Here is a 20,170-nt window from a genome sequence, read left to right as displayed (position 1 = left end):
TTAGTTATGATTAACACATTGTAATGATGAGCACGAAGATTTTGGTTATAGACGACGATCCCAATATACGGGAAATAGTTAGGATAATGCTAAAAGAATACGAGGTAATCGAAGCGTCAAATGGAAAAGAAGCAATTATTCTTTACAAGAACCTAAGACCGGATATAGTTCTGATGGATATAAGCATGCCCGATATGGATGGCGTTGAGGCAACAAAAGAGATTTTAAAAATAAACCCCAATGCGGTTGTTATTGGGTTAACCGCTTTTTCAAGAACCAGAGGTAACGAATTAATTAATGCAGGAGCCAAAGATATAATAAACAAACCTTTCACAAGAAAAAGCCTGAAAGAAAAAATAGAAAGTTTTACTGCTAAATCTTTAGTTTAATTCCTAATAGATTTTGTCTTTATTTTTGGTGTTCAACCTCCCTTATCTCTGAATATCAAATACCCAGAAAAATTTAAATTAAAAAAAGATAATTTAAGTATGGTGAGAGAAAATGGCTGTTATAGGGGAAAAAATGGTTAAAGCGTTAAACCAACAACTGAATAGGGAGATTTATTCTGCCTATCTATACCTTTCGATGTCAGCATACTTTGAGTCTTTGGGCTTTAGGGGATTTGCTAACTGGATGAAGGTGCAGTGGCAGGAAGAACTTTTGCATGCGATGAAGTTCTTCGATTACATTGCGAGCAGAGGTGGTAGAATAGAGCTTTATGCAATAGAGGAACCACCCAAAAACTGGAGCTCTCCTCTCAACGCTTTCGAGTTCGGTCTTGAGCATGAGAAGAAGGTAACAAAGCTGATAAGCGATCTGGTCGAACTTTCAATCGCTGAAAAGGACCATGCAACGTTCAACATGCTTCAGTGGTTCGTTAAAGAGCAGGTTGAGGAAGAAGAAAGCTTTGCGGAAATAGTCGGAAAACTGAAGCTTGCGGGAGATGATGGAAGGATCCTGTTTTTAATAGATAACGAACTTGCAAAGAGAAAGTTTGGTGATAGTGAATGAATTTATCTGCCTTATACAAGATAAGTTACGGGCTCTACATCGTGAGTTCTGTAAAAGAGAATAGCTATGCAGGCCAAATAGCCAACACGGTGTTTCAAGTGACTTCTGAACCGCCAAAAATTGCTGTTTGCCTCAACAAGAAAAATGCAACTCATGAGTTTGTAAAAAGCAGTAAAGTATTTGGAGTTAGTGTCCTTGAAAAGGAGACGCCAATGCAGTTTATAGGAAAATTTGGATTCAAAAGTAGCAGAGAAGTAAACAAATTTGAGAACGTGAAATTTAAAATTGGTAAAACTGGAGTCCCGCTTGTCTTGGACCATTCTGTAGCAATCTTAGAAGCAGAAGTAAAAGGAGAGTGTGACGTTGGAACTCATACGCTTTTCATTGGCGAGCTTGTTGATGCTGAAGTGTTGAGCGATGCGGAAGTTATGACCTATGCCCACTACCACTTCATAAAGGGAGGAAAAGCTCCAAAGACTGCAACAGTTTATATAAAGTCGTGATTCTGCTTTTTACTTCTTTTTTGTTATCAGGAAGGTAATGGTCTCCTGACGTCTGAGTTCTTCTATTGTTTCTATCATCCTATTAAGTTGATTTTTGATCTCATTTAGGGCTTTTTCGGTTCCAACCTCGTTGAGTATTTCTAAATATCCCAAAGCAATGGCTATTGGGTTTCTGAGTTTATCCGCCAAATTCTCAAAATGTTTCAAATTCTCTGAAATTACGTTCCACATTATTTTTCTCTCTACGTCTGCATTGTAGTGCTCAAGACCGAGCCCAATGTCTCCTCCAAGCTGAAGAAAAACTTTTAATTCGTTTTCGTCTAAATCTCCAATTGAGCATAAAGCTAAAAGTCCGAGAATTCTGTTTTCATGTGTAAGTGGAATTATAAGACTCTTACCTTTGGATCTCTCACAATTGCACGTTTCGTATCTCAATTCCGGATTTTTGAAAGCAGGACACTCAGAGGCATTCGGAATTGCATCGACGAATTTATTTTGTTTGTTTATCCATATATATGATCTAATACCATAACTCTTTAAAATGCTCCATATTTTTTGGAGTAAAGCGTATTCGTCCCTCTCTTTGAAAATCTGCTGATTTACCTGTGTCAAAATCTGCAAAGCCCTATTCATTTTTTCTAATTGCTGTTGAAGTAAGAATCTCTCGGTTATGTCTCTCGCAACACCTTCACTACCAATAATTTTTCCGTCGACAATTCTTGGCCATTCAAGAACTTCAATGAATTTTGCTTCTCCAGTTGCAGTTCTGGCTTTGAAGATAAATCTAACAGTTTCCCCGCTCAAGACTCTCCTAAAGTTCTCTCTGAGTGTCTCTATTTGATCATCAAAGGATATTATTCTCGAGGTCTTCCCTAAAAGCTCTTCTCTATGGTATCCAACAACTTCATAGGTCTGGTTTACATCTAAAAATCTGCCTTTTTCATCAAGTATAAAGAAGAAGTCTTTACCGCTTTTGAAAAATCGCTCGTAGGCATGTAAAGCGTCTGAAAGTTTTTGCTCTTCAGTATATTCAAAAGCGATAAATAAATCGTAATTTTTAAATCTTGTATATAATAATTTATACACTTTTTTATCAACTACAATTTTCTCCTTATTAGCTAAATCGAGTGAATCGAGCCCAATTTTTTTTGCTTCATCATTTGCGTAAATTAGATTCTCTCCCTCGCGAATAACTAATGCCAATGGTATTTTCTGGATCACATCATGAAGCTCAATCATTCGATTGTATTTGGTAAATCATGGTATTTAAACTTTTCTAATTATAATATTGAGCATAATTATTATAAAGATAATTATTATAGATTATCCAAAAACAAGAAAAACTAAAATTTTTAATCATTTTATTGAAAAGACGATTTAGGGTCTTGAATGAGTCAAGAAAACCTGACCTAAATTTTTTAAATCCATTCATAATTCTCTACGTGGAAGTTTACGTTCTACGCTTAGGGCATCGACTTGGGAGAGATCAGAGAATCTCGACACACGTTGCACTTACTGCGAGAGCATTAGGGGCGAAAGGGATATATTTTACAAAATATGACAAGAGTCTATTTGAAAGTGTCAAAAAAGTTGTTCAGACTTGGGGAGGAAACTTTTTTATAGAAATTGCGGACTGGAAAAAATTGCTTCAAAGTTTTGATGGTTTGAAAGTCCATTTGACCATGTATGGTATTCCATTACCTGATAAAATTGAGGAAATAAAAAAGGCTGATAGATTGCTTGTTGTTGTCGGAGCGGAAAAAGTTCCAAAAGAAGTTTATGAATTGTGCGATCTAAACATTTCCATAGGCACCCAGCCTCATAGCGAAGTTTCTGCCTTGGCCGTTTTTTTGGACAGAGTTCTTGGATTAACATTTAGTATAAGCTTTGCCGATGCAAAGCTAAAAATCGTGCCCTGTGAGAGGGGTAAAAAAGTTTTAAAGTTAGGCGATTATTCGAATCATGATCCATCCTATTGAGTATCGCTATGGAACAAAAGAGATGAAGAGAATCTGGAGCGAGGACAGTAAGATCAAGAGGATGATCTGGGTTGAGATGGCTTTACTTAAAGCTCTCGCGAAAAAAGGATATCTTAGCCACGAAGAAGTTGATAGTGTTCGTAAAAAAGCTCTAAAAATAACACCTGCGAGGGTTAAGGAAATCGAGGAAGAAATAAGGCACGATATAATGGCGCTTGTAAAGGCAATAAGCGAGGTTTCAGATTGTAGATGGATTCATTTTGGAGCAACTTCTAATGACATAATCGACACAGCAACCGCGACCCAGCTAAGGGATAGCATTCTGATTTTTGAGGAAAAAATAAGGAAGCTGGCCTTGATTTTGTGCAATATGGCAATTGAATATAAAGGAGTCGTTTGCCTTGGCAGAACTCATGGTCAACCCGCTTTGCCGACAACATATGGCTTTAGATTTGCAGTGTGGGCTTCGGAGATGGCGAGGCATTATATTAGGCTGAAACAGATGAAAGAAAGGCTTCTCGTTGGAAAGATGAGTGGAGCGGTTGGAACTCAGGCAAGTTTCGGTAAGGATGGCTTTGAAATAGAAAGCGAAGTTATGAGACTTTTGAACTTAAAGCCAGCCATTATATCAACCCAGGTAATCCCGAGAGATCTTTATTGTGAGTATCTTGAATTCTTGGCTAATCTTGCGACAACACTGGAGAAAATCGCGTTAAATATAAGAATTTTGCAGAGGGCTGAGGTAGCAGAGTTAATGGAAAAATTTGAGACTAAGCAGGTAGGGAGTTCTACGATGCCGCATAAGAGAAATCCTATAGATAGTGAAAATGTATGCGGGCTTGCAAGAGTAGTTCGTGGTTTTGTGGAGCCACAACATCAGTCTGCAATCCTTTGGGAGGAGAGAGATTTAACAAATTCTTCTGCAGAAAGGATCACTCTGCTTGAAGCAACAATTTTGGCAGATCATATTCTAACAAGGCTTATCAAGATAATTTCCGGAATTAAAATAGATCTCGAAAACGTAAAAAGGAATTTGGATGCGCAGAAAGGACTTAACTTGAGTGAGGCGGTGATGATCGAGTTGACAAAAAGAGGTGTTGATAGGCAGGAAGCTCACGAAATTCTAAGAAGAGCTTCTATGAGAGCTTATGCCAACAAAAGCTCTCTGCTTGAAGAGCTCATAGCTGATAAAAATGTGTTGAAATATCTGAAAAAGGAGGAGCTATCTGAACTGCTCAAACCTGAAAATTATCTGGGAACAGCACTTGAGAGAATTGAAATGGTAGTGGACTGGGTAAGAAAAACCGTAAATGAGAGCTGAAAATAAGATAATATCTCTCCTTGAAAGAGTGAAAGAGAGGGGTGAACTTCAGAGCGATATAGCAAGGAAATTGAACCTTTCAAAATCGACTGTATCGGAAATTCTGTCGTTTCTGGAAGAGAAAAAGATCATTGCAAGGGTTGAGGTTTCACCCAAATCCTACCGAGTCTGGCTTTCAAAGTTTTATCCGCAACCCATTGAGGGAGTTTTAAGAATTGGTATTCTAAAGGCGAGCGAATACGTAAGAGTCGTATCTGCAGGAAAAAAAGTAGGGGCAATCTTCAAGATTTACCAGAATGGTATTGAGGCGACAAAAGATCTTGTTCACGGTTTAGTCGATGTGGTTGCAAGTCCTTTTGTGACTCAAGCCTTTTTTGGAGTGTTGATGAAAAATATAACGATTTTTAGGCCAATAGCCATGAATGGTTGTGGCGTAATCTTCTCAAACGGGAGAGACTTTGGTTGTTCGGAGTTTTCAACAATGGAAAGAATTCTTAGAAAGTTTATGAAAGTTAGTGGAATTGAGGAAAGGATAAGATATTTTAATTCGCCGGAAGATATGATTGCTGAACTCCCTAATCTGAGAGGTGTGGCAATATGGGAGCCTTATCTAACGATGCTTCCAGGTAAAGCCGAGTATTTTTCTTCTATTCTCGGAGATTTCCTTTGTTGCTCTCTTGCGGTTAACAACGAATTTTTTGAGAAGAATAGAGATATTTTTGATTCATTTGTTAAAGAATACGATAAATCAAGCCCAAAAGATGGCGTAGAGGATCTTGCAGCGCTTATTGGATTTTCCAGAGACTTAATTGGCAAGTCTCTCCATAGTTACAATTTTGAAGTTGATTTTGAATGCTTTAAAAAAGAAATGGAGGAGTTAAAATTTGGTGGGATCGAAGAGATTCTTCGCTTTTATTAAATCGCTTAACTTTAAAACACTCTCAAACTTTAATTCTGACTCTTCTCTATCCACAACTGCAACGATCGTCGTAACTATTGCTCCCCCTTTCTTTACTCTCTCAGCTACTGAAAGGGCGGATTTACCCGTGGTGATCACGTCTTCTACAATTACAATTCTCTCTCCTTCTCTTAGCTCTCCAATCCTGTCTCCACCAAGTCCATAGCTTTTTTGTTCTTTTCTGAAGATAACAAGCGGTTTTTTTGTCTTTAGAGATACCGCAGTTGCTATCGGAACTCCTCCAAGTTCTATACATGCAATTTTATCAAATTCATATTTTTTTAAAATTTCCGCAATTCCCTCTGCGATCATCTCGAGGATATCTGGATATGTAACTGCAAGTTTTATGTCGACGTAAACGTTGCTCCTCTTCCCTGAGGACAAAACAAAGTCTCCAAATTTTAGAGCTCCTACCTCGATCAGCCTTTTAACAAGGCTCACCATGGCACCTCCTTCAATTTCATTTTATAGGCCAGCAGGTTAATCAATATGTGAAGCACTGGAGTTATTACAATTGCTATCGCTATCTCGAGAATTCCAAAAAATTCCCAGAAAGCGCCTGTAAGACTTGCGAATGCCATAGCAAAGAGAAGAAAAGTAAGCTGATCGACAATCGGTAAACTACTACCCCTTTCAAAACCGAGTCTTCGTTTAAAAAAGCTTCCAAGAGAATCCCCCACCATAGACCCAAATGTGAAAGCCAGAATTAAACACAGAAATTCGCTGTATTGAAGTGAAGAGAAGAGCTTTATGCCAATTTGCGGTTCTGTTACTCTCTGGATATTTGCAACAAGAATTCCGCCCAAAATACCTCCAAAGAATCCCGAAATAGTTTTTCCATCTCCCAAAATTCTACGACCATCTATGAAGTTCTTTCCAAAGTCAATTGGTTTCAGCCCACCAAGAATTACCGCAAAGTTATTTGGAGTGTATGCGGGAAGGAGAAGCCATATAACCTTGATCAGCAAATCAAACATTACAGACCACTCTCCACTCACAATTTCTGCATGCAAAATTCTTCCAGTCTTCGAGCACACTTGGAATCTTGGATTTTAGTTCGCTCCATCCGATCTTTGAACCAATTTCAAGTTTGATTAGCCTTAAGGCAAGATTATCAAGTTCTTTAACTTCTTTTTCAGCTTCGGGATGATAATTACAATAGCCAAGATTGTGAGGGCAAAATTCGCATATTTCATCCACTCCTTCAACGATCTCCACAACTGAAATATTTTTTAGGATCTCCCTTAATCTTTTCTTGAACTCCTCATCATAGCCCTCGCCTTTGAAGAAGTGAAGACAAATCAAGTGGTGTCCCCTCAATCTGTGCATGTTGGCAATCTTCCCATAATTAAAAAAGTTTCCCAATTGGTTAAATGAGCAGAAAATAATAAAAAGATAACATTGAATTTATTTCAGCTCAAGATCGCCATGCCTCTTTATGTAGTTGACAAGCCCCCCCTCGTTTAAGATTTTTATCATCACTTCTGGCAAACTTTTGGACTTTATTTCTCCCCTTTGCGTGTAAATCACTCCTTTTGAGATATCGACTTCGATCTCTTCTCCATCTTTAATTTCGTCTGTGGGGGCTATGAGTAGTGGGAGTCCGATGTTTATAGCGTTTCTGTAAAAGATTCTTGCAAAAGATTTTGCAATGACAGCACTAACTCCAGCGATCTTCAAGGCAAGTGGAGCATGCTCTCTACTGCTACCCATCCCGAAGTTTTTACCTGCGACAATAAAATCCCCGGGCTTAAATTTTTTGATAAACTCTGGATCTGCATCCTCCATTATGTGTTTTGCAAGCTCGGGCATGTTGCTCCGTAAATGATAGTATCTGCCAGGAGTTATGTGGTCTGTTGAAATGTTATCCCCAAATTTCCAGGCTCTTCCCTTTAGCCTCATCATTTCGGACCCTTGGAAACGAATACGGGAACTTCGCTCATTCTGATAACAGGATCCGAGACGCTACCTCCGATAAGGGATCTGGGTAAACTGAGCCCTCGAGAGCCCAGAAATATCGTGGTGGCCTTGAGTTCTTCTTGTTTCGAAATTATCATTTTTGCGGGTGATCCAGAAACGTTGATTTCTGTTAATTTAATTCCTTTTGCCCTTAAATCATCTGCTACAGCTTTCAGGTCATCTTTTCTGCTCTTGCTGTCTTCATCCACATGCAACAGTATCATTTCGCCACTAGTTCTTTTTGCAATTTCTGTGGCGTATTCCAGAGCTCTCTGGGCAAACTTGGAGAAATCATATGCTACAAGAATTTTTCTGAACAGGAAATCGCAGGGCTTGTAGCATTTGATTTCATTTTCCAGTATTTCGGTTTTTGACTTGAAGACGTAAACCGGAATTTCTGATTTTCTCGCAACCCCTTCAGATACGCTCCCAAGTAGGATCTCCTTGAAAATTCCCCTCCCACGTGCACCAATCGATATGAAATCATAAGACTTTGAGTTTTTGACAATTTCGTTAACAGGATTGCCAGACGGGAATGGTTTAATTACCTTTGCTTTTAAACCAGTCTTTTCAATTTTATCCAGTAGCTTTGGAAGCTCTTCTTCAGCTCTTTTTTCTTCGAGTTCTATGTATCTTCCAAGGTCGAAACCACCACTGACGGAACTTAATCTCGCTGTGTTTATAACGAAGAGAACACCAACTTCCTTAACTCCGGCATTTTTGAAGTCTTCCAAAAACTCAGAGACGATCATGCTGTATGGTGAGAAATCTGTTGGAAATAGCATCTTTTCAAGCACCACCATAATCTGCAGCGGATCAGCAATGCTTATAAACATTTCGAAAAAGGCAATGCTATGGAATTCAGAGTCGTGATCTCGGATCCAAAAACTGGCAAGGCTTATCAGAAAACTGTGAGCGGAGCGAATGCTAACCGATTGATAGGAAAACAGATAGGAGAAATAATAAGCGGAACGATTCTTGATTTACCGCCTGATTACGAACTTCAGATAACCGGAGGTTCGGATAAAGATGGGTTCCCCATGCGTCCTGACATTCCTGGTGGTAGCAGGAAGAAGATTCTGCTCTCAGGCGGGATTGGATTTAGACCAAAAGAGCCAGGATTAAGAAAAAGGAAGATTGTAAGAGGCAGGGTTATCACAAAAGATATCCTGCAAATTAACGTAAAAGTTGTGAAACACGGAAAAGTTCCGCTTGAAGAGATAATAAAGTAAATGGCTCTTTTAGATCACAAGCACAGGGCTCAAAGATTTTACAGGTATTTTTCCAAGGTATACGATTATGTCAATCCATTATTTTACTCGAATGAAATGCGTGAAAAAGTAATCGAAATGGCTGAAATTGGTGAAGATGACAGTGTTTTGGAGGTGGGATGTGGAACTGGATTTACCACGCTTGGAATAGCGAGAATAGTGCCTCAAAAGAAAATTTTTTGCGTTGATTTGAGCAAAGAACAGATAAAAAAAGCAAAAAAGAAATTAAGTGCCAATTTCATTCTTGGAGATGCAGAAAACCTGCCTTTTAAAGATAAAACGTTCGATGCAGCAATTTCTGCAGGAAGTATAGAATACTGGCCAAACCCGCTTAAGGGAATTTTGGAGATGGTAAGAGTCACAAAGAAAGGTGGAAAGGTTGTAGTTCTCGCACCAAGAAGACCAGATAATTTTCTGGTTAGGAGGTTTGCAGAGAGTATCATGCTTTTTCCGTCAACTGAACAATGTCTCGACTGGTTTAAAAAGGCTGGACTTAAAAATATCGAGTTTTTCGAAATGGGCCCATATAGATTCTGGAGCAGGCTCGTCATTATAATTGCGGGCGAGGTTCCATAACTTTTAAAATCCAGAATAAATTTCTTAAGGGGTCAAATTGAGGGGTTTGAGATCTGCCATACTCGGAATTCTGATAAGTTTAGTCACGACTGCTATAATCTTCAAACTTACAGAAACAAGTCTGACTTGGGAATCCCTTAGTCGAGTTAATCTGACATTTTTAGCGTTGGCAGTATTATTCCAGCTCGTATTTCTGTTTTTGTGGGCTTTAAGACTTATGGAGATATCCAGGTATCTTCAGTTTCAGGTTTCTTATGCAAGTGCCGTTAAAATTACAATGAATAGTATGTTTTTTGCTGCAATCACCCCCTCTTCTGCGGGAGGGGAGCCTGTAAGAATCAAAATGCTCTCCGATAGGGGAATGGCATTAGGAAAAAGCACATTCGTTGTAATAACTGAGAGAGTTCTCGATTCGATTTTCTTCATCCTTGCTCTTCCGATATTCCTGATATTCACGGGCTTTGCAACAGAACTTGGCTACAGAGTCGCAATTGTATTCATCGTTCTCTTCTTTATATTTCTATACTTTCTCTATGCGATCTTGAAGAACGAGGGCAGTATACAGAAATTTTCAACTATTGCAAATAAGATTTTCAAAAGGCAAAGAATTGCAGAAAGACTTGAAATTGAACTTAAAAATTTTAGAGACGGTTCTTTAAGGTTGCTTTCAGATCCAATGAATTTATTGATGCTTTTCACTTTAACCGCGCTTATGTGGAGCGCAACATTCCTAATTCCATCGATAATATTGCTTTCCCTCAACCAAGATCCACATTTTCTGATTTCATATACAGCTCAGCTGATAATCGTCGTAATTTCTCTAATCCCGCTAACTCCGGGCAGTAGCGGTATTGCTGAGACAAGCATGGCTTATCTATACTCGAAATTTGTTGATCTCAGCATTTTGGGTTCTCTGGTAGGGGTCTGGAGACTTATAACTTACCATCTTAACATTTTAATTGGCATTCTTTCGCTAAACGCGGGAATTTTCAAAAAATTTTTTAACTAACATAGTCTTCACGGTCGAATTGAAGACTTAAATCTTGGAGCATTTTTGAAGCAAGTCCCAGTAGGACTCTATCTTCTCCAATAAGTTCTCTAATGAGCATCAAGGAAGCGGATTCTTTTAATTCAACACTTTTTAATTCTTCAAGTAACCTCAGGAGCTTCATAGTGAGTTTGTAAATTTCGGCAAGTTTTACTCCATCTTCTCCTTCAACAATTTCTTCCTCTTCTTCGTCAAAGAAATCAAACTCGTCCATAGGTAAGCTGTTAGCTTGATCGAGATTTAAAACTTTTCATGGATTTAAAACCGCTTCGTGTTGAAGACACATACAAGAAAAGCTTTTATTCATGTTAAAAAGAGATAAATTCATGGGGGAACTCACTGAAAAGATTAGAGAAAAAAGAAAGGAATGGGAGAAAGAATGCTTAGAACCTTGGCTTTCGAAAACTGAAAAGGAGTCAAGAAAATTTGAAACTCTCTCAGGTATCGAGTTAAAAGAGGTTTACGATCCTTCAGATATTGCGCATCTTGACTTTTTAGGAGATTTAGGCTATCCCGGAGAGTTTCCGTTCACAAGGGGCATTTATCCGACAATGTATCGTGGAAGACTCTGGACTATGAGGCTTTTTTCAGGCTTTGGGACTGCTGAGGACACAAACAAAAGATGGAAAATGCTTCTTGAAGAAGGCGAAACTGGGTTAAGCACCGCATTCGATTTCCCAACGCTTATGGGACTCGACAGTGACGATCCGCTTGCAGAGGGGGAAGTTGGAAAATGCGGAGTTGCTGTTGATACGCTTAGAGATTTCGAAATACTCTTCGATGGCATTCCCCTTGATAAGATCTCCACGTCCTTTACGATAAATCCACCAGCGGGGATAATACTGGCGATGTATACCGCAATTGGAGATCTGCAAGGGGTTCCGAGGGATATGTTAAGGGGCACTATCCAGAACGACATGCTTAAGGAATTTCATGCTCAAAACACGATTGTTTTGCCTCCTGAAGCTTCGATTAAGCTCGTAACAGATATATTCGAATGGGGAATAAAGAACGTTCCCAAATTCAATCTGATCAGCATCTCGGGATACCACATCAGAGAAGCGGGCTCCACTGCGGTGCAGGAACTTGCCTTTACAATTGCAGATGGCATGGCTTATGTTGAATCTGCTATTGAAAGGGGAATAGACATCGACAGGCTTGCTCCCCAGCTGAGCTTCTTTTTCAACTCTCACAACGACTTCTTTGAAGAGATTGCAAAGTTTAGAGCTGCAAGGAGAATGTGGGCAAAAATAATGAAGGACTATGGAGCAAAGGATCCGAGATCTTGGTGGATGAAGTTCCATGTTCAGACCGCGGGCTGCACGCTTACCGCTCAGCAACCGCTAAACAACATAGTTCGAGTTTCACTTCAAGCCCTTGCAGCAGTTCTTGGCGGTTGTCAAAGTCTGCACACGAATAGCTTCGATGAAGCATGGGCATTGCCAAGTGAAGAAGCGGTAAGGGTCGCTCTGAGAACCCAACAGATAATTGCATACGAAAGCGGGGTCACTAATGTTGTAGATCCGCTCGGGGGTAGCTACTACGTTGAATGGCTCACAGACAAAATCGAGAAGCTCGCATGGAAATACATTGAGAGAATCAGGGAAATGGGAAATGGAAGTATGCTCAGGGGAGTTTTGAAGGGTATAGAGAACGGCTTCTTTGTTAGAGAGATATCGGAAGCTTCTGCAAAGTATCAGAGAGACTTTGAGGAGGGTAAAAGAATTGTTGTTGGTGTTAACAGATTTAGGATAAATGAAAAGCTCGGGATACCGATTTTAAAGATCGATCCAGAAGTGGAAAGAAGACAAATTGAGAGATTGAAGAAAGTGAAGGCTGAGAGGGACAGCAAGGCAGTTAAGGAGAACCTTGAGTGGCTTAAGAGCAGTGCAGAAAACGGAGAAAATCTGATGCCCGCAATTTTCGAGGCAGTAAAGAGCTATGCAACGATTGGTGAAATCATGGGAACGCTAAAGCAGGTTTATGGAACTTACAGAAAACCGATAATAATTTAGGTGGTGTTCATGGATAAAATAAGGGTTCTTATTGCAAAAATTGGTCTTGACGGACACGATAGGGGTGCTAAGGTTATTGCAAGATTTTTGCGAGACGCAGGCTTCGAAGTGATATACACTGGAATCCACAGAACTCCTCAGGAGGTTGCAAGAGCAGTTATAGACGAGGACGTCGATGTTCTTGGCATAAGCATTCTTAGCGGAGCACATAATACGATCGTGCCAAGAGTTTTGGATTATATAAGGCAGTATGGTGGAAATCCACAGGATCTCGTGGTATTGGTAGGCGGAACCATTCCAGCGGAAGATATAGCAAAGCTAAGGGAAATTGGGGTCGATGAAGTCTTTATTCCGGGGACACCTATCTCGGAGATAATTAGGTTTATCAAGGAGAAGGTTGCTGAAAAAAGGGGCAAGTTATGAATGTCTCGGACTTCATTGATGGAATAACCGCTGGAAACCGAAGAGTTCTTGCAAAAGCCATAAGCCTTGTCGAGAATGAGCATCCATTAGCAAAGGAAATACTTCGTGGAGTTTATGGCAGAACCGGTAGGGCACAGATAATCGGTATAACTGGTTTTCCAGGAACAGGAAAGAGCACGATTGTCAGCAAACTCGTTGAAGAATTTCGAAAGCGTGAAAAAAGCGTTGGAGTTGTTGCAGTCGATCCAAGCTCGCCCTTTACAGGCGGAGCTCTGCTTGGCGACAGGGTTCGCCTTGAAGGTGCTGACGTGAGCAAAGATCTCTGGATCGATGCCAAAGTCTTCTTCAGAAGCATGGGATCCCGTGGCAGAGTCGGGGGAATTGCTAAAAAGACTGGAGAAGTCGTGAAGTTGCTTGATGCTGGTGGCTATGAAGTGATCTTCGTGGAAACAGTCGGAGCGGGACAGAGCGAAGTTGGCATTATGGAGATCGCCGACACGATTGTTGTTGTGTTGATGCCTGAAACGGGAGATGATATCCAAGTCAACAAGGCGGGAATTCTCGAAATCGGCGACATATTCGTGATAAACAAGTCAGATCTTGAAGGGGCGGAGAATGTTGAGAGATGGCTTAAATATATGCTCTCTCTTGACGAAACAATCCAATCTGCAGACAAAGAAGTTGCAAAATGGCAAAAGAGAGTTATAAGAACTGTTGCAACAAAAGGAATTGGGATAAAGGAACTTGCTGACGCAATTTGCGAGCACTTTGAATTTCTAAAGCTGAATGGAATTTTAAAGGCAAAAAGAGCTGAAAAGGCAAAATTAATGGCTATTGAGCTTGCCATTGAGGATATAAAGGCTGAAATTTTAAAGAGATATGGAAATCTGCTTGAAGAGAATGCTTCAGACCCATACGCGGTTGCTGAAAAGATCGTGAAGGAGTTGATAAAACCTTAAAAATTGGTGGCATTCTTTGATTATGATCCAAGCAAAGGTTCTTGAACTTGCAAGTTTCTATCCTGGTCCATTCTGCACGAGGATTCTTCAGCTACTTGGTGCTGAAGTCATAAAAATCGAACCCCCTGCTGGAGATCCTGCAAGAAACCTCGAAGAGATCTTTGCAGTTTTTAATGCAGGTAAAAAATTTATAACACTTGATTTAAAAAGCGAAGAAGATAAAGTTCGATTTTTTTCGCTTACAAGAGATGCGGACGTTATTGTAGAGGGCTACAGACCTGGCGTTGCAAAGAAGCTCGGAATCGATTATGAGGCGGTTTCAAAAGTTAACCCAAGGATAATATACTGCTCGATTTCTGCATTTGGTCAGAACTCGAGACTTTCTCAGTATCCCGCACACGATCTGAACGTTCTTGGAATTCTTGGCATTCTTGAGATCTGTGGAAAAGGAAAGCTTTTGGATCCGAATGTTCAGCTCGCAGACTTCTCTTCATCAGTCTTTGCTGTTATAGCAATTCTTTCAGCGCTGATAGAAAGAGAGAAAACTGGAAAGGGTAAGTTTATCGACATCAGCATGCTCAAGTCTGCAGCATTTGCAGTGCCGATTCACACAACCTCGATCCTCAACGGCTTGGGAATCCTGCCAGTCTTCACAAGAAACCCTGCCTATGAAATTTACAAAACTTCAGACGGTTTTATAACCATAGGCATAATCTCGGAAGAACACTTCTGGCGGAGACTTTGCAAAGCACTTAATCTAAACACCGACAGTTCTCTTTTTGAGAGCATTGAAAGATACGAAGAGCTCAGAAATCTCATATCTTTAAAGCTCGAAAAAATGAAAACTGATGAAGCAATAAAGGTTTTGCAAAATGCTGACGTTCCAGCCTTCGAGGTTTTAAGCCTGAGAGATCCTGATAGAATCGAAGAATTGCTCGGAGACAGAATTTTTGAAGAGATAGAGTTTGGAGAAAAGAAAATAAAGGCTGTTAAAAAACCGTTTTGATCGCTATGGACATCGTCGTCGGAGGTGGCAAATTCGGAATAAAAGCAGTCGAGTTCTTGATCAAACAGCATAGAGAATTCGTTGTTCTCGACAGAAATCCAGAATGCGAAGTCTTAAAACGATTTGGCGCTGGTATTGAGCTTATAAATGAGGGTGCTGAAAAGCTTTATGAGATCGCTCAAAGGGTTAAGCCTGAATGGATCTTCCCCACCGCTCCTGTGCACGTTGCTGCAGAAGCGCTCAGAGATCTTTTTGAGCCTTGGAACGAAGTGATCGATTGTATTTTATCTGGAATTCCTCAAAAGCTTGTCGTGGCTGTTGGAAACGGTGGAATCGTTCTTAGCTACAACAGAGATGGAATTTGCCTTGAAAACTGCAATTCTCCAGACGTTTGCCCGATCACGAAACTGAAAAGACCATGCCCAATGTTCGAATTGATAAGATTTGCATATCCGAAAGCTTTAGTGCTGATCAGCTATCAGCTTGCTCCTGGTTTGGGGGCGATCAAGGGCTCCGAGTTTTTAGAAGTAATAGAAAAAGCTAAAGAAAGCGATAGAGTCGTCATTGCTACCGCCTGCAAATGTCATGGAGTTATAACAGCATTAAAAAAGAAGGGGAGCCCTTAAAGAAACTTAATTTTTAATTGGTTTAATCCAAGCTTTGAAAAGGACGAAATTTTATTATATTCCACCCAAAATCACAGCCATGGTAAAGATCGTTGATCTCACACTTAGAGATGGACACCAATCGCTGTTAGCCACGAGAATGCGGACAAGGGACATGATCCCGATCCTTGAAAAGTTCGATTCTGCGGGCATTTACTCATTCGAGGTCTGGGGAGGTGCAACTTTCGACGTCTGCCACAGATTTCTGAACGAGAATCCGTGGGAAAGACTCAAAGAGATCAGGAAGAGAGTTAAGAATACCCTTCTGCAAATGCTCCTCAGAGGGCAGAACCTTGTTGGCTATCGAAACTATCCCGATGACATCGTTGAGAAATTTGTAAAGAAGACGATCGAAAATGGTTTAGATGTTTTCAGGATCTTTGATGCGCTGAATGATGTCCGAAATCTTGTAGCCCCGATCAAATTTGCAAAGAAGTTCGGAGCACACCACGTGCAGGGAACGATCTGCTATACAATCTCTTCAGTGCACACGATCGAGAAATACGTTGAAACCGCAAAACAGCTTGCAGAACTCGAAATAGACTCGATCTGCATTAAGGACATGGCGGGGCTACTCTCACCAAAAGTTGCAAGCGAACTTGTTAAGGCATTAAAGAAAGAAATAAGATTACCGATCAACGTTCATTCACACTACACAAGCGGAATGGCTTCAATGGCTTTGCTAAAAGCTGTGGAAGCGGGAGCGGACATGATCGACACCTGCATGTCCCCTCTTGCCTGCGGAACTTCCCATCCACCAACAGAGAGCATGGTATTTGCTCTTGAAGAGCTTGGCTACAAAACTGGGGTCAAATTGGATGTGCTTCTTGAAGTCAGGGAATACTTTATGAAGCTCAGGGAGAAGTATGCTGGCTATCTGGATCCGCTTTCAACGATCCCCGACACGAACGTGCTTGTTTATCAGATCCCCGGCGGGATGTTCTCGAATATGATCTCACAGCTGAAAGAACAGAATGCCCTCGAAAAGCTACCCGAAGTTTTGAAGGAAGTGCCGAAAGTGAGAGAGGATCTTGGCTATCCACCACTTGTAACGCCTACAAGCCAGATCGTCGGCGTTCAGGCGGTGCTCAACGTGCTCATGGGAGAGAGATACAAAGTCGTAACGAAGGAAACAAAAGACCTTGTTAAGGGAATGTATGGCAGAACTCCCGCACCAATTAAAGAAGAGATCGTGAAGAAAATCCTTGGCAATGAAAAGCCAATTGACTGCAGACCAGCTGATTTGCTTGAACCAGAGTTCGAAAAGAGAAAGAAAGAACTGCTGGAAAAAGGAATTGAGCCAAGTGACGAGAACGTGCTAATCTATGCTTTGTTCCCGCAAACTGGGCTTCAGTTCCTGATGAAGCAAACAAAGGAAGAACCTTTCCCTTCGACCTCAAGGAAAGTTGAGGGTAGCTTTGAAGTTGTCATAGATGGTGCGAAGTATACTGTGAGCGTTAAACCCACATAACTTTTTTGAAAGCTTTTTGCTAAAAACTTGGTAATAAAAAACAACCAAAAATTCATGAAGCGACCGACTTATGCTGAATTCTTCTCGGGGGCATAGTAGAGCAACATGGTTCGGTTGCAGAGTCATAGGAAGTTTGAAATATTTAAAGTTCAACAGTATACTATGGATGAGTTTGTGGAGGCGGAAATAATTGCGGAAACCCCATCCCTGAAGAATCCGATTATACTCACGAGTTTCCCGGGAATAGGGCTTGTTGGCACAATTGCAACTGGTTACTTTATCACTGAACTTCCACTCGAAAATCTTGGTATCTTGGATTCCAAGGAGCTCCCTCCTGTGGCAACGCTTTTTGAAGGAGTAGTTTTACCCCCTATTAGGATTTATCAGTGCAAAGAATTGAACTTTCTGCTTATCCATTCTGATCTCCCAATAATTCCTCAGATAGCGTATGGAATAAGCAAAGTCATCGTGGACTGGGCTATTCAAATTAAAGCACATCGTATTTTCTCTCTTGCAGGAATAGCAACTTTTGAAGACAAGAAGAGAGTTTTTGGTGCTGTAACTCATAAAGATTTGCTCGAAGAAATAAAAGATCATGTGGAGATCCTCAGAACTGGCACAATATCCGGTGTTGCGGGAAGCATAATGAACGAGTGCGTGGCTGTGAAGTTTCCGGGTATCGCATTGCTGGGAGAGACAACCGGTTTTAATCCCGATCCAAGGGCTGCAGCAAATTTGATAGGAGCGTTAAACAAGATTTTGGGCTGGAAAATAAGTGTTGAAAAATTACTTCAGGAAGCAGAATTTATAGAGGCGCAGATGCAGAAGCTCGCTCAACAGGCTGTGCAGGAAGTAAAGAAAGAAGAGTTTCCAATGTATGGGTGAGAAAATGAGATGCTACGTTCTAACGGGGATAGCAAGGGGGATTATCGAGGACATTGTAAGAAGGAACATAAGAACGATAGAACTTCGAAGTGCTCACAACGTTGCGACAGCGATGAAGCTGAACCTTGGAGATTGCGTTTTTCTAACTTACTCCAGAATAAGAGATTTGGAGCGAGGAATTAGCGGTATAATTGCAGAGGTTAGCGGAAAAGAACTCGTTCAACAGTCCTTATTTTACTCATCTCCACACTACATTGAGGAAAGCGAAATGGTCGTCGTAAGACTGAAATTGAATCCAAGAGGAGTTGGTAGGATTGTTCAGATAAAAACTGGAGATCCCCTTGAGGCAATAGAAGCAGAGGTAGTTGAAGTGACTCATTTTACCGCATGGTAAATCTTTTCTTTAATTCCTGTCCAATTTCGTGTGCAATTTTTATAGGAAGAGGAAGCCTACCCCTAATACAGAGTTTTATGACTTCAAGGGCAGTTTCCGGAGAAATAAAACTTCCAGGAGAAATATATATTTCCTTACAATTTTTACACCCTTTTAATGTGTATCCTATGGTTTTTTCTCGGTCCTTGATGGTTTTGATGTCTCCGTTGCCTTGGATTTCACCAAAAAGTTTCTTTTTTGTTACACCAATTGTAGGTGTGTTCGTTTTTATCGCAATGTAGGTGGCAAGCCCACATCCTCGTGGGTGAGCTATTCCGCTTCCATCGACGATTATGACCGTATTATCAGAGATGAGCTTTTTGACAGCATTAACTGCGGGTTCACCCTCTCTGAACATCAGGTATCCGGGTATGTAAGGGAAACTAACTTCGTCAATGGAAAAATTTTTTTCAATTTCCTTCAATGCTGGGAATTCAAACTTTACCGCACACGATATTATTTTATCTCCAACGAAGGTCTGATCGACTCCGATTACGTATTTTATTTCATCAATTCTATATCTGTCTCTCAAATCAACTTTTCTAGCAATACATAGCTGAATCTCGTTCAGTTCCTCAATGTTCATCTAAAGCACTTCCAGAACTTCGAGTGGACTTTTTTTACCTCTTCAATATTTGTTTTTAGTTTTGGGATTGCTGCAGTCTTTTTTCTCCATACGAGCTCAGCAAGATAGTTTTCGGGCTCTCTTATTGCGGAAATGTCAAAGCCAGCCATTGCAGAAATTATACCGAGATTTGTGTATGGCAACGCTGCTTCGACGCTGTAGCCGCCTTCGAGAGTTGCAACAACTCTCCCGTCGCAAAGCTCTTCTGCTATGCTTATGCACCATTTGAACATCTCTGCATAACCCTTTGCAGTTAAAGCCAGTCCAGTGAGCTGATCCGTAAAGTGGGCATCAAGTCCGGCGGAGATTGCAATGAATTCCGGCTCAAATTCGAGTGTTATTGGTTCGATAATTTCTTCAATGACCATCTTATATCCTTCATCTCCCGTGCCCGGCGGAAGAGGGATGTTTACAGTATAGCCCATTCCCTCGCCTTCTCCACACTCCTGAGGATAGCCAGTGCCAGGATATAGGGGTATCTGGTGAGTTGAGATAAATAAGACCCTTTTATCATTGTAGAATACCTCCTGCGTTCCATCGCCATGGTGAGCATCCCAGTCAAGGATAAGGATCCTTTTAAGTCCCTTCTTCAGTAACCACTTTACCATCACCGCAATGTTGTTTATATAGCAGAATCCCGCACCTATGTGAGGTTTTGCATGATGTCCTGGCGGACGAACCAAGGCAAATGCATTATCTACTTCTCCTTCGAGGACAGCTTTGGCTCCTCTAATTGTTCCACCAGCAGCGAGTAAGGCCTTTTCAAATACTCCGACAGGAATATTCGTGTCCGCATCTATTACTCCACCGGTCTTGCTTTCTTCCCTAAGAAAGTCGATGTATTCCTTGGTGTGCACTTCGAGAACGTCTTCGATGCTCGCCTCAACTGGTTCAAGGATTTTTATCTCGGGAGAGTCAAATATTCCCTCTTCTCTTAGCTGATCTATTGTATAGGCTAGTCTTTCTTTTCTTTCCGGGTGAGTTGGACTCTGCTCGTGTTCGAGATAAGCTGGATGGAATACAATGCCCGTTACCATTGGCTTAAGTTCCTGAAAGAATATT

At 40.8% G+C, this 20,170-nt stretch carries 26 protein-coding genes; 17 read left to right on the top strand and 9 right to left on the bottom strand.

Annotation, left to right across the window (positions count from 1 at the left end):
* Positions 1-26 precede the first annotated feature (26 nt).
* The 3 genes from QXI54_02475 (at position 27) to QXI54_02465 (ending at position 1,514) form a co-directional block, all read left to right on the top strand.
* Positions 27-389: a response regulator gene (locus tag QXI54_02475; protein MEM0302020.1), complete on the top strand. Its 363-nt coding sequence runs from the start codon at positions 27-29 to the stop codon at positions 387-389.
* Between the two features lie 112 nt (positions 390-501).
* Positions 502-1,011, top strand: coding sequence for a ferritin (locus tag QXI54_02470; protein MEM0302019.1), 510 nt, complete (start codon positions 502-504; stop codon positions 1,009-1,011).
* Positions 1,008-1,514 carry a flavin reductase family protein gene (locus tag QXI54_02465; protein ID MEM0302018.1) on the top strand — a complete coding sequence of 169 codons (507 nt, stop codon included), beginning with the start codon at positions 1,008-1,010 and terminating at the stop codon, positions 1,512-1,514. The genes QXI54_02470 and QXI54_02465 overlap by 4 nt, the downstream gene beginning before the upstream one ends.
* Before the next feature lie 9 nt (positions 1,515-1,523).
* On the opposite strand, the gene QXI54_02460 is transcribed toward QXI54_02465, so the two are convergent.
* Entirely contained in the window at positions 1,524-2,753 is a 1,230-nt protein-coding gene (locus QXI54_02460; protein ID MEM0302017.1) for a PAS domain S-box protein, read from the bottom strand.
* A gap of 203 nt (positions 2,754-2,956) precedes the next feature.
* On the opposite strand from QXI54_02460, the gene QXI54_02455 reads away from it, so the two are divergent.
* The 3 genes from QXI54_02455 to QXI54_02445 are packed head-to-tail and all read left to right on the top strand — an operon-like array spanning position 2,957 to position 5,733.
* Positions 2,957-3,493, top strand: a complete 537-nt coding sequence (locus tag QXI54_02455) for a tRNA (cytidine(56)-2'-O)-methyltransferase (protein ID MEM0302016.1) — start codon at positions 2,957-2,959, stop codon at positions 3,491-3,493.
* Positions 3,477-4,814 (top strand): adenylosuccinate lyase, encoded by a 1,338-nt coding sequence (gene purB / locus QXI54_02450; GenBank protein MEM0302015.1) that lies wholly within the window; start codon positions 3,477-3,479, stop codon positions 4,812-4,814. The genes QXI54_02455 and purB overlap by 17 nt, the downstream gene beginning before the upstream one ends.
* Positions 4,804-5,733, top strand: a complete 930-nt coding sequence (locus tag QXI54_02445; GenBank protein MEM0302014.1) for a winged helix-turn-helix transcriptional regulator — start codon at positions 4,804-4,806, stop codon at positions 5,731-5,733. Before purB ends, QXI54_02445 begins: the two co-directional genes overlap by 11 nt.
* Here the strand turns inward: QXI54_02445 and pyrE are convergent.
* From pyrE to QXI54_02420, 5 genes are all read right to left on the bottom strand, one after another.
* Positions 5,692-6,216: an orotate phosphoribosyltransferase gene (gene pyrE / locus QXI54_02440; GenBank protein MEM0302013.1), complete on the bottom strand. Its 525-nt coding sequence runs from the start codon at positions 6,214-6,216 to the stop codon at positions 5,692-5,694. The two genes, QXI54_02445 and pyrE, sit on opposite strands and share 42 nt — an antisense overlap.
* Positions 6,210-6,749 (bottom strand): CDP-2,3-bis-(O-geranylgeranyl)-sn-glycerol synthase, encoded by a 540-nt coding sequence (locus QXI54_02435; protein ID MEM0302012.1) that lies wholly within the window; start codon positions 6,747-6,749, stop codon positions 6,210-6,212. Before QXI54_02435 ends, pyrE begins: the two co-directional genes overlap by 7 nt.
* Positions 6,742-7,101 carry a DUF1284 domain-containing protein gene (locus QXI54_02430; protein MEM0302011.1) on the bottom strand — a complete coding sequence of 120 codons (360 nt, stop codon included), beginning with the start codon at positions 7,099-7,101 and terminating at the stop codon, positions 6,742-6,744. Before QXI54_02430 ends, QXI54_02435 begins: the two co-directional genes overlap by 8 nt.
* Before the next feature lie 78 nt (positions 7,102-7,179).
* Positions 7,180-7,674: a 3-isopropylmalate dehydratase small subunit gene (locus QXI54_02425; protein MEM0302010.1), complete on the bottom strand. Its 495-nt coding sequence runs from the start codon at positions 7,672-7,674 to the stop codon at positions 7,180-7,182.
* The gene (locus QXI54_02420) at positions 7,674-8,534 is read right to left on the bottom strand and encodes a universal stress protein (protein ID MEM0302009.1); all 861 of its coding nucleotides are present in this window, start codon (positions 8,532-8,534) and stop codon (positions 7,674-7,676) included. The genes QXI54_02425 and QXI54_02420 overlap by 1 nt, the downstream gene beginning before the upstream one ends.
* Positions 8,535-8,585: 51 nt before the next feature.
* Here QXI54_02420 and QXI54_02415 point away from each other — a divergent pair, with 51 nt between their 5' ends.
* The 3 genes from QXI54_02415 to QXI54_02405 are packed head-to-tail and all read left to right on the top strand — an operon-like array spanning position 8,586 to position 10,587.
* Positions 8,586-8,963: a 30S ribosomal protein S6e gene (locus QXI54_02415; protein ID MEM0302008.1), complete on the top strand. Its 378-nt coding sequence runs from the start codon at positions 8,586-8,588 to the stop codon at positions 8,961-8,963.
* Entirely contained in the window at positions 8,964-9,578 is a 615-nt protein-coding gene (locus QXI54_02410) for a methyltransferase domain-containing protein (GenBank protein MEM0302007.1), read from the top strand.
* Between the two features lie 37 nt (positions 9,579-9,615).
* Positions 9,616-10,587 carry a flippase-like domain-containing protein gene (locus tag QXI54_02405; GenBank protein ID MEM0302006.1) on the top strand — a complete coding sequence of 324 codons (972 nt, stop codon included), beginning with the start codon at positions 9,616-9,618 and terminating at the stop codon, positions 10,585-10,587.
* Here QXI54_02405 and QXI54_02400 read toward each other — a convergent pair.
* The gene (locus QXI54_02400) at positions 10,580-10,840 is read right to left on the bottom strand and encodes a hypothetical protein (GenBank protein ID MEM0302005.1); all 261 of its coding nucleotides are present in this window, start codon (positions 10,838-10,840) and stop codon (positions 10,580-10,582) included. The two genes, QXI54_02405 and QXI54_02400, sit on opposite strands and share 8 nt — an antisense overlap.
* Before the next feature lie 112 nt (positions 10,841-10,952).
* On the opposite strand from QXI54_02400, the gene QXI54_02395 reads away from it, so the two are divergent.
* From QXI54_02395 to QXI54_02360, 8 genes are all read left to right on the top strand, one after another.
* On the top strand, positions 10,953-12,641 hold the full coding sequence (locus QXI54_02395; GenBank protein MEM0302004.1) for a methylmalonyl-CoA mutase family protein: 1,689 nt from the start codon (positions 10,953-10,955) through the stop codon (positions 12,639-12,641).
* 9 nt (positions 12,642-12,650) lie between these two features.
* A complete protein-coding gene (locus tag QXI54_02390) occupies positions 12,651-13,064 on the top strand; it encodes a cobalamin B12-binding domain-containing protein (GenBank protein ID MEM0302003.1) in 414 nt (137 codons plus the stop codon).
* Complete coding sequence (gene meaB, locus QXI54_02385) at positions 13,061-14,023, top strand: methylmalonyl Co-A mutase-associated GTPase MeaB (GenBank protein ID MEM0302002.1); 963 nt, start codon at positions 13,061-13,063, stop codon at positions 14,021-14,023. The genes QXI54_02390 and meaB overlap by 4 nt, the downstream gene beginning before the upstream one ends.
* Before the next feature lie 22 nt (positions 14,024-14,045).
* On the top strand, positions 14,046-15,029 hold the full coding sequence (locus tag QXI54_02380) for a CaiB/BaiF CoA-transferase family protein (protein ID MEM0302001.1): 984 nt from the start codon (positions 14,046-14,048) through the stop codon (positions 15,027-15,029).
* 5 nt (positions 15,030-15,034) lie between these two features.
* The gene (locus QXI54_02375; protein MEM0302000.1) at positions 15,035-15,655 is read left to right on the top strand and encodes a hypothetical protein; all 621 of its coding nucleotides are present in this window, start codon (positions 15,035-15,037) and stop codon (positions 15,653-15,655) included.
* 79 nt (positions 15,656-15,734) lie between these two features.
* Complete coding sequence (locus tag QXI54_02370) at positions 15,735-17,165, top strand: pyruvate carboxylase subunit B (GenBank protein MEM0301999.1); 1,431 nt, start codon at positions 15,735-15,737, stop codon at positions 17,163-17,165.
* A gap of 162 nt (positions 17,166-17,327) precedes the next feature.
* Positions 17,328-18,050 carry a proteasome assembly chaperone family protein gene (locus QXI54_02365; GenBank protein ID MEM0301998.1) on the top strand — a complete coding sequence of 241 codons (723 nt, stop codon included), beginning with the start codon at positions 17,328-17,330 and terminating at the stop codon, positions 18,048-18,050.
* A gap of 4 nt (positions 18,051-18,054) precedes the next feature.
* Positions 18,055-18,444 carry a DUF473 domain-containing protein gene (locus QXI54_02360; GenBank protein MEM0301997.1) on the top strand — a complete coding sequence of 130 codons (390 nt, stop codon included), beginning with the start codon at positions 18,055-18,057 and terminating at the stop codon, positions 18,442-18,444.
* Here QXI54_02360 and QXI54_02355 read toward each other — a convergent pair.
* Positions 18,431-19,069 carry an endonuclease V gene (locus tag QXI54_02355; GenBank protein ID MEM0301996.1) on the bottom strand — a complete coding sequence of 213 codons (639 nt, stop codon included), beginning with the start codon at positions 19,067-19,069 and terminating at the stop codon, positions 18,431-18,433. The genes QXI54_02360 and QXI54_02355 overlap by 14 nt on opposite strands.
* Positions 19,066-20,145, bottom strand: a complete 1,080-nt coding sequence (locus QXI54_02350) for a histone deacetylase (protein MEM0301995.1) — start codon at positions 20,143-20,145, stop codon at positions 19,066-19,068. Before QXI54_02350 ends, QXI54_02355 begins: the two co-directional genes overlap by 4 nt.
* Positions 20,146-20,170: the final 25 nt, after the last annotated feature.

This window comes from Archaeoglobaceae archaeon (genome assembly GCA_038734275.1).
Classification (GTDB): Archaea; Halobacteriota; Archaeoglobi; order Archaeoglobales; family Archaeoglobaceae; genus WYZ-LMO2.
This window is presented reverse-complemented; position numbering and strand designations above follow the sequence as displayed.

Excerpts from the sequence above, each read along its gene's own strand:
- QXI54_02475 (MEM0302020.1), top strand. The coding sequence starts at position 27 with ATGAGCACGAAGATTTTGGTTATAGACGACGATCCCAATATACGGGAA.
- QXI54_02470 (MEM0302019.1), top strand. The coding sequence starts at position 502 with ATGGCTGTTATAGGGGAAAAAATGGTTAAAGCGTTAAACCAACAACTG.
- QXI54_02465 (MEM0302018.1), top strand. The coding sequence starts at position 1,008 with ATGAATTTATCTGCCTTATACAAGATAAGTTACGGGCTCTACATCGTG.
- QXI54_02460 (MEM0302017.1), bottom strand. The coding sequence starts at position 2,753 with ATGATTGAGCTTCATGATGTGATCCAGAAAATACCATTGGCATTAGTT.
- purB (MEM0302015.1), top strand. The coding sequence starts at position 3,477 with ATGATCCATCCTATTGAGTATCGCTATGGAACAAAAGAGATGAAGAGA.
- QXI54_02445 (MEM0302014.1), top strand. The coding sequence starts at position 4,804 with ATGAGAGCTGAAAATAAGATAATATCTCTCCTTGAAAGAGTGAAAGAG.
- pyrE (MEM0302013.1), bottom strand. The coding sequence starts at position 6,216 with ATGGTGAGCCTTGTTAAAAGGCTGATCGAGGTAGGAGCTCTAAAATTT.
- QXI54_02435 (MEM0302012.1), bottom strand. The coding sequence starts at position 6,749 with ATGTTTGATTTGCTGATCAAGGTTATATGGCTTCTCCTTCCCGCATAC.
- QXI54_02430 (MEM0302011.1), bottom strand. The coding sequence starts at position 7,101 with ATGCACAGATTGAGGGGACACCACTTGATTTGTCTTCACTTCTTCAAA.
- QXI54_02425 (MEM0302010.1), bottom strand. The coding sequence starts at position 7,674 with ATGAGGCTAAAGGGAAGAGCCTGGAAATTTGGGGATAACATTTCAACA.
- QXI54_02420 (MEM0302009.1), bottom strand. The coding sequence starts at position 8,534 with ATGGTGGTGCTTGAAAAGATGCTATTTCCAACAGATTTCTCACCATAC.
- QXI54_02415 (MEM0302008.1), top strand. The coding sequence starts at position 8,586 with ATGGAATTCAGAGTCGTGATCTCGGATCCAAAAACTGGCAAGGCTTAT.
- QXI54_02410 (MEM0302007.1), top strand. The coding sequence starts at position 8,964 with ATGGCTCTTTTAGATCACAAGCACAGGGCTCAAAGATTTTACAGGTAT.
- QXI54_02400 (MEM0302005.1), bottom strand. The coding sequence starts at position 10,840 with ATGGACGAGTTTGATTTCTTTGACGAAGAAGAGGAAGAAATTGTTGAA.
- QXI54_02395 (MEM0302004.1), top strand. The coding sequence starts at position 10,953 with ATGGGGGAACTCACTGAAAAGATTAGAGAAAAAAGAAAGGAATGGGAG.
- QXI54_02390 (MEM0302003.1), top strand. The coding sequence starts at position 12,651 with ATGGATAAAATAAGGGTTCTTATTGCAAAAATTGGTCTTGACGGACAC.
- meaB (MEM0302002.1), top strand. The coding sequence starts at position 13,061 with ATGAATGTCTCGGACTTCATTGATGGAATAACCGCTGGAAACCGAAGA.
- QXI54_02380 (MEM0302001.1), top strand. The coding sequence starts at position 14,046 with ATGATCCAAGCAAAGGTTCTTGAACTTGCAAGTTTCTATCCTGGTCCA.
- QXI54_02375 (MEM0302000.1), top strand. The coding sequence starts at position 15,035 with ATGGACATCGTCGTCGGAGGTGGCAAATTCGGAATAAAAGCAGTCGAG.
- QXI54_02370 (MEM0301999.1), top strand. The coding sequence starts at position 15,735 with ATGGTAAAGATCGTTGATCTCACACTTAGAGATGGACACCAATCGCTG.
- QXI54_02365 (MEM0301998.1), top strand. The coding sequence starts at position 17,328 with ATGGATGAGTTTGTGGAGGCGGAAATAATTGCGGAAACCCCATCCCTG.
- QXI54_02360 (MEM0301997.1), top strand. The coding sequence starts at position 18,055 with ATGAGATGCTACGTTCTAACGGGGATAGCAAGGGGGATTATCGAGGAC.
- QXI54_02355 (MEM0301996.1), bottom strand. The coding sequence starts at position 19,069 with ATGAACATTGAGGAACTGAACGAGATTCAGCTATGTATTGCTAGAAAA.
- QXI54_02350 (MEM0301995.1), bottom strand. The coding sequence starts at position 20,145 with ATGGTAACGGGCATTGTATTCCATCCAGCTTATCTCGAACACGAGCAG.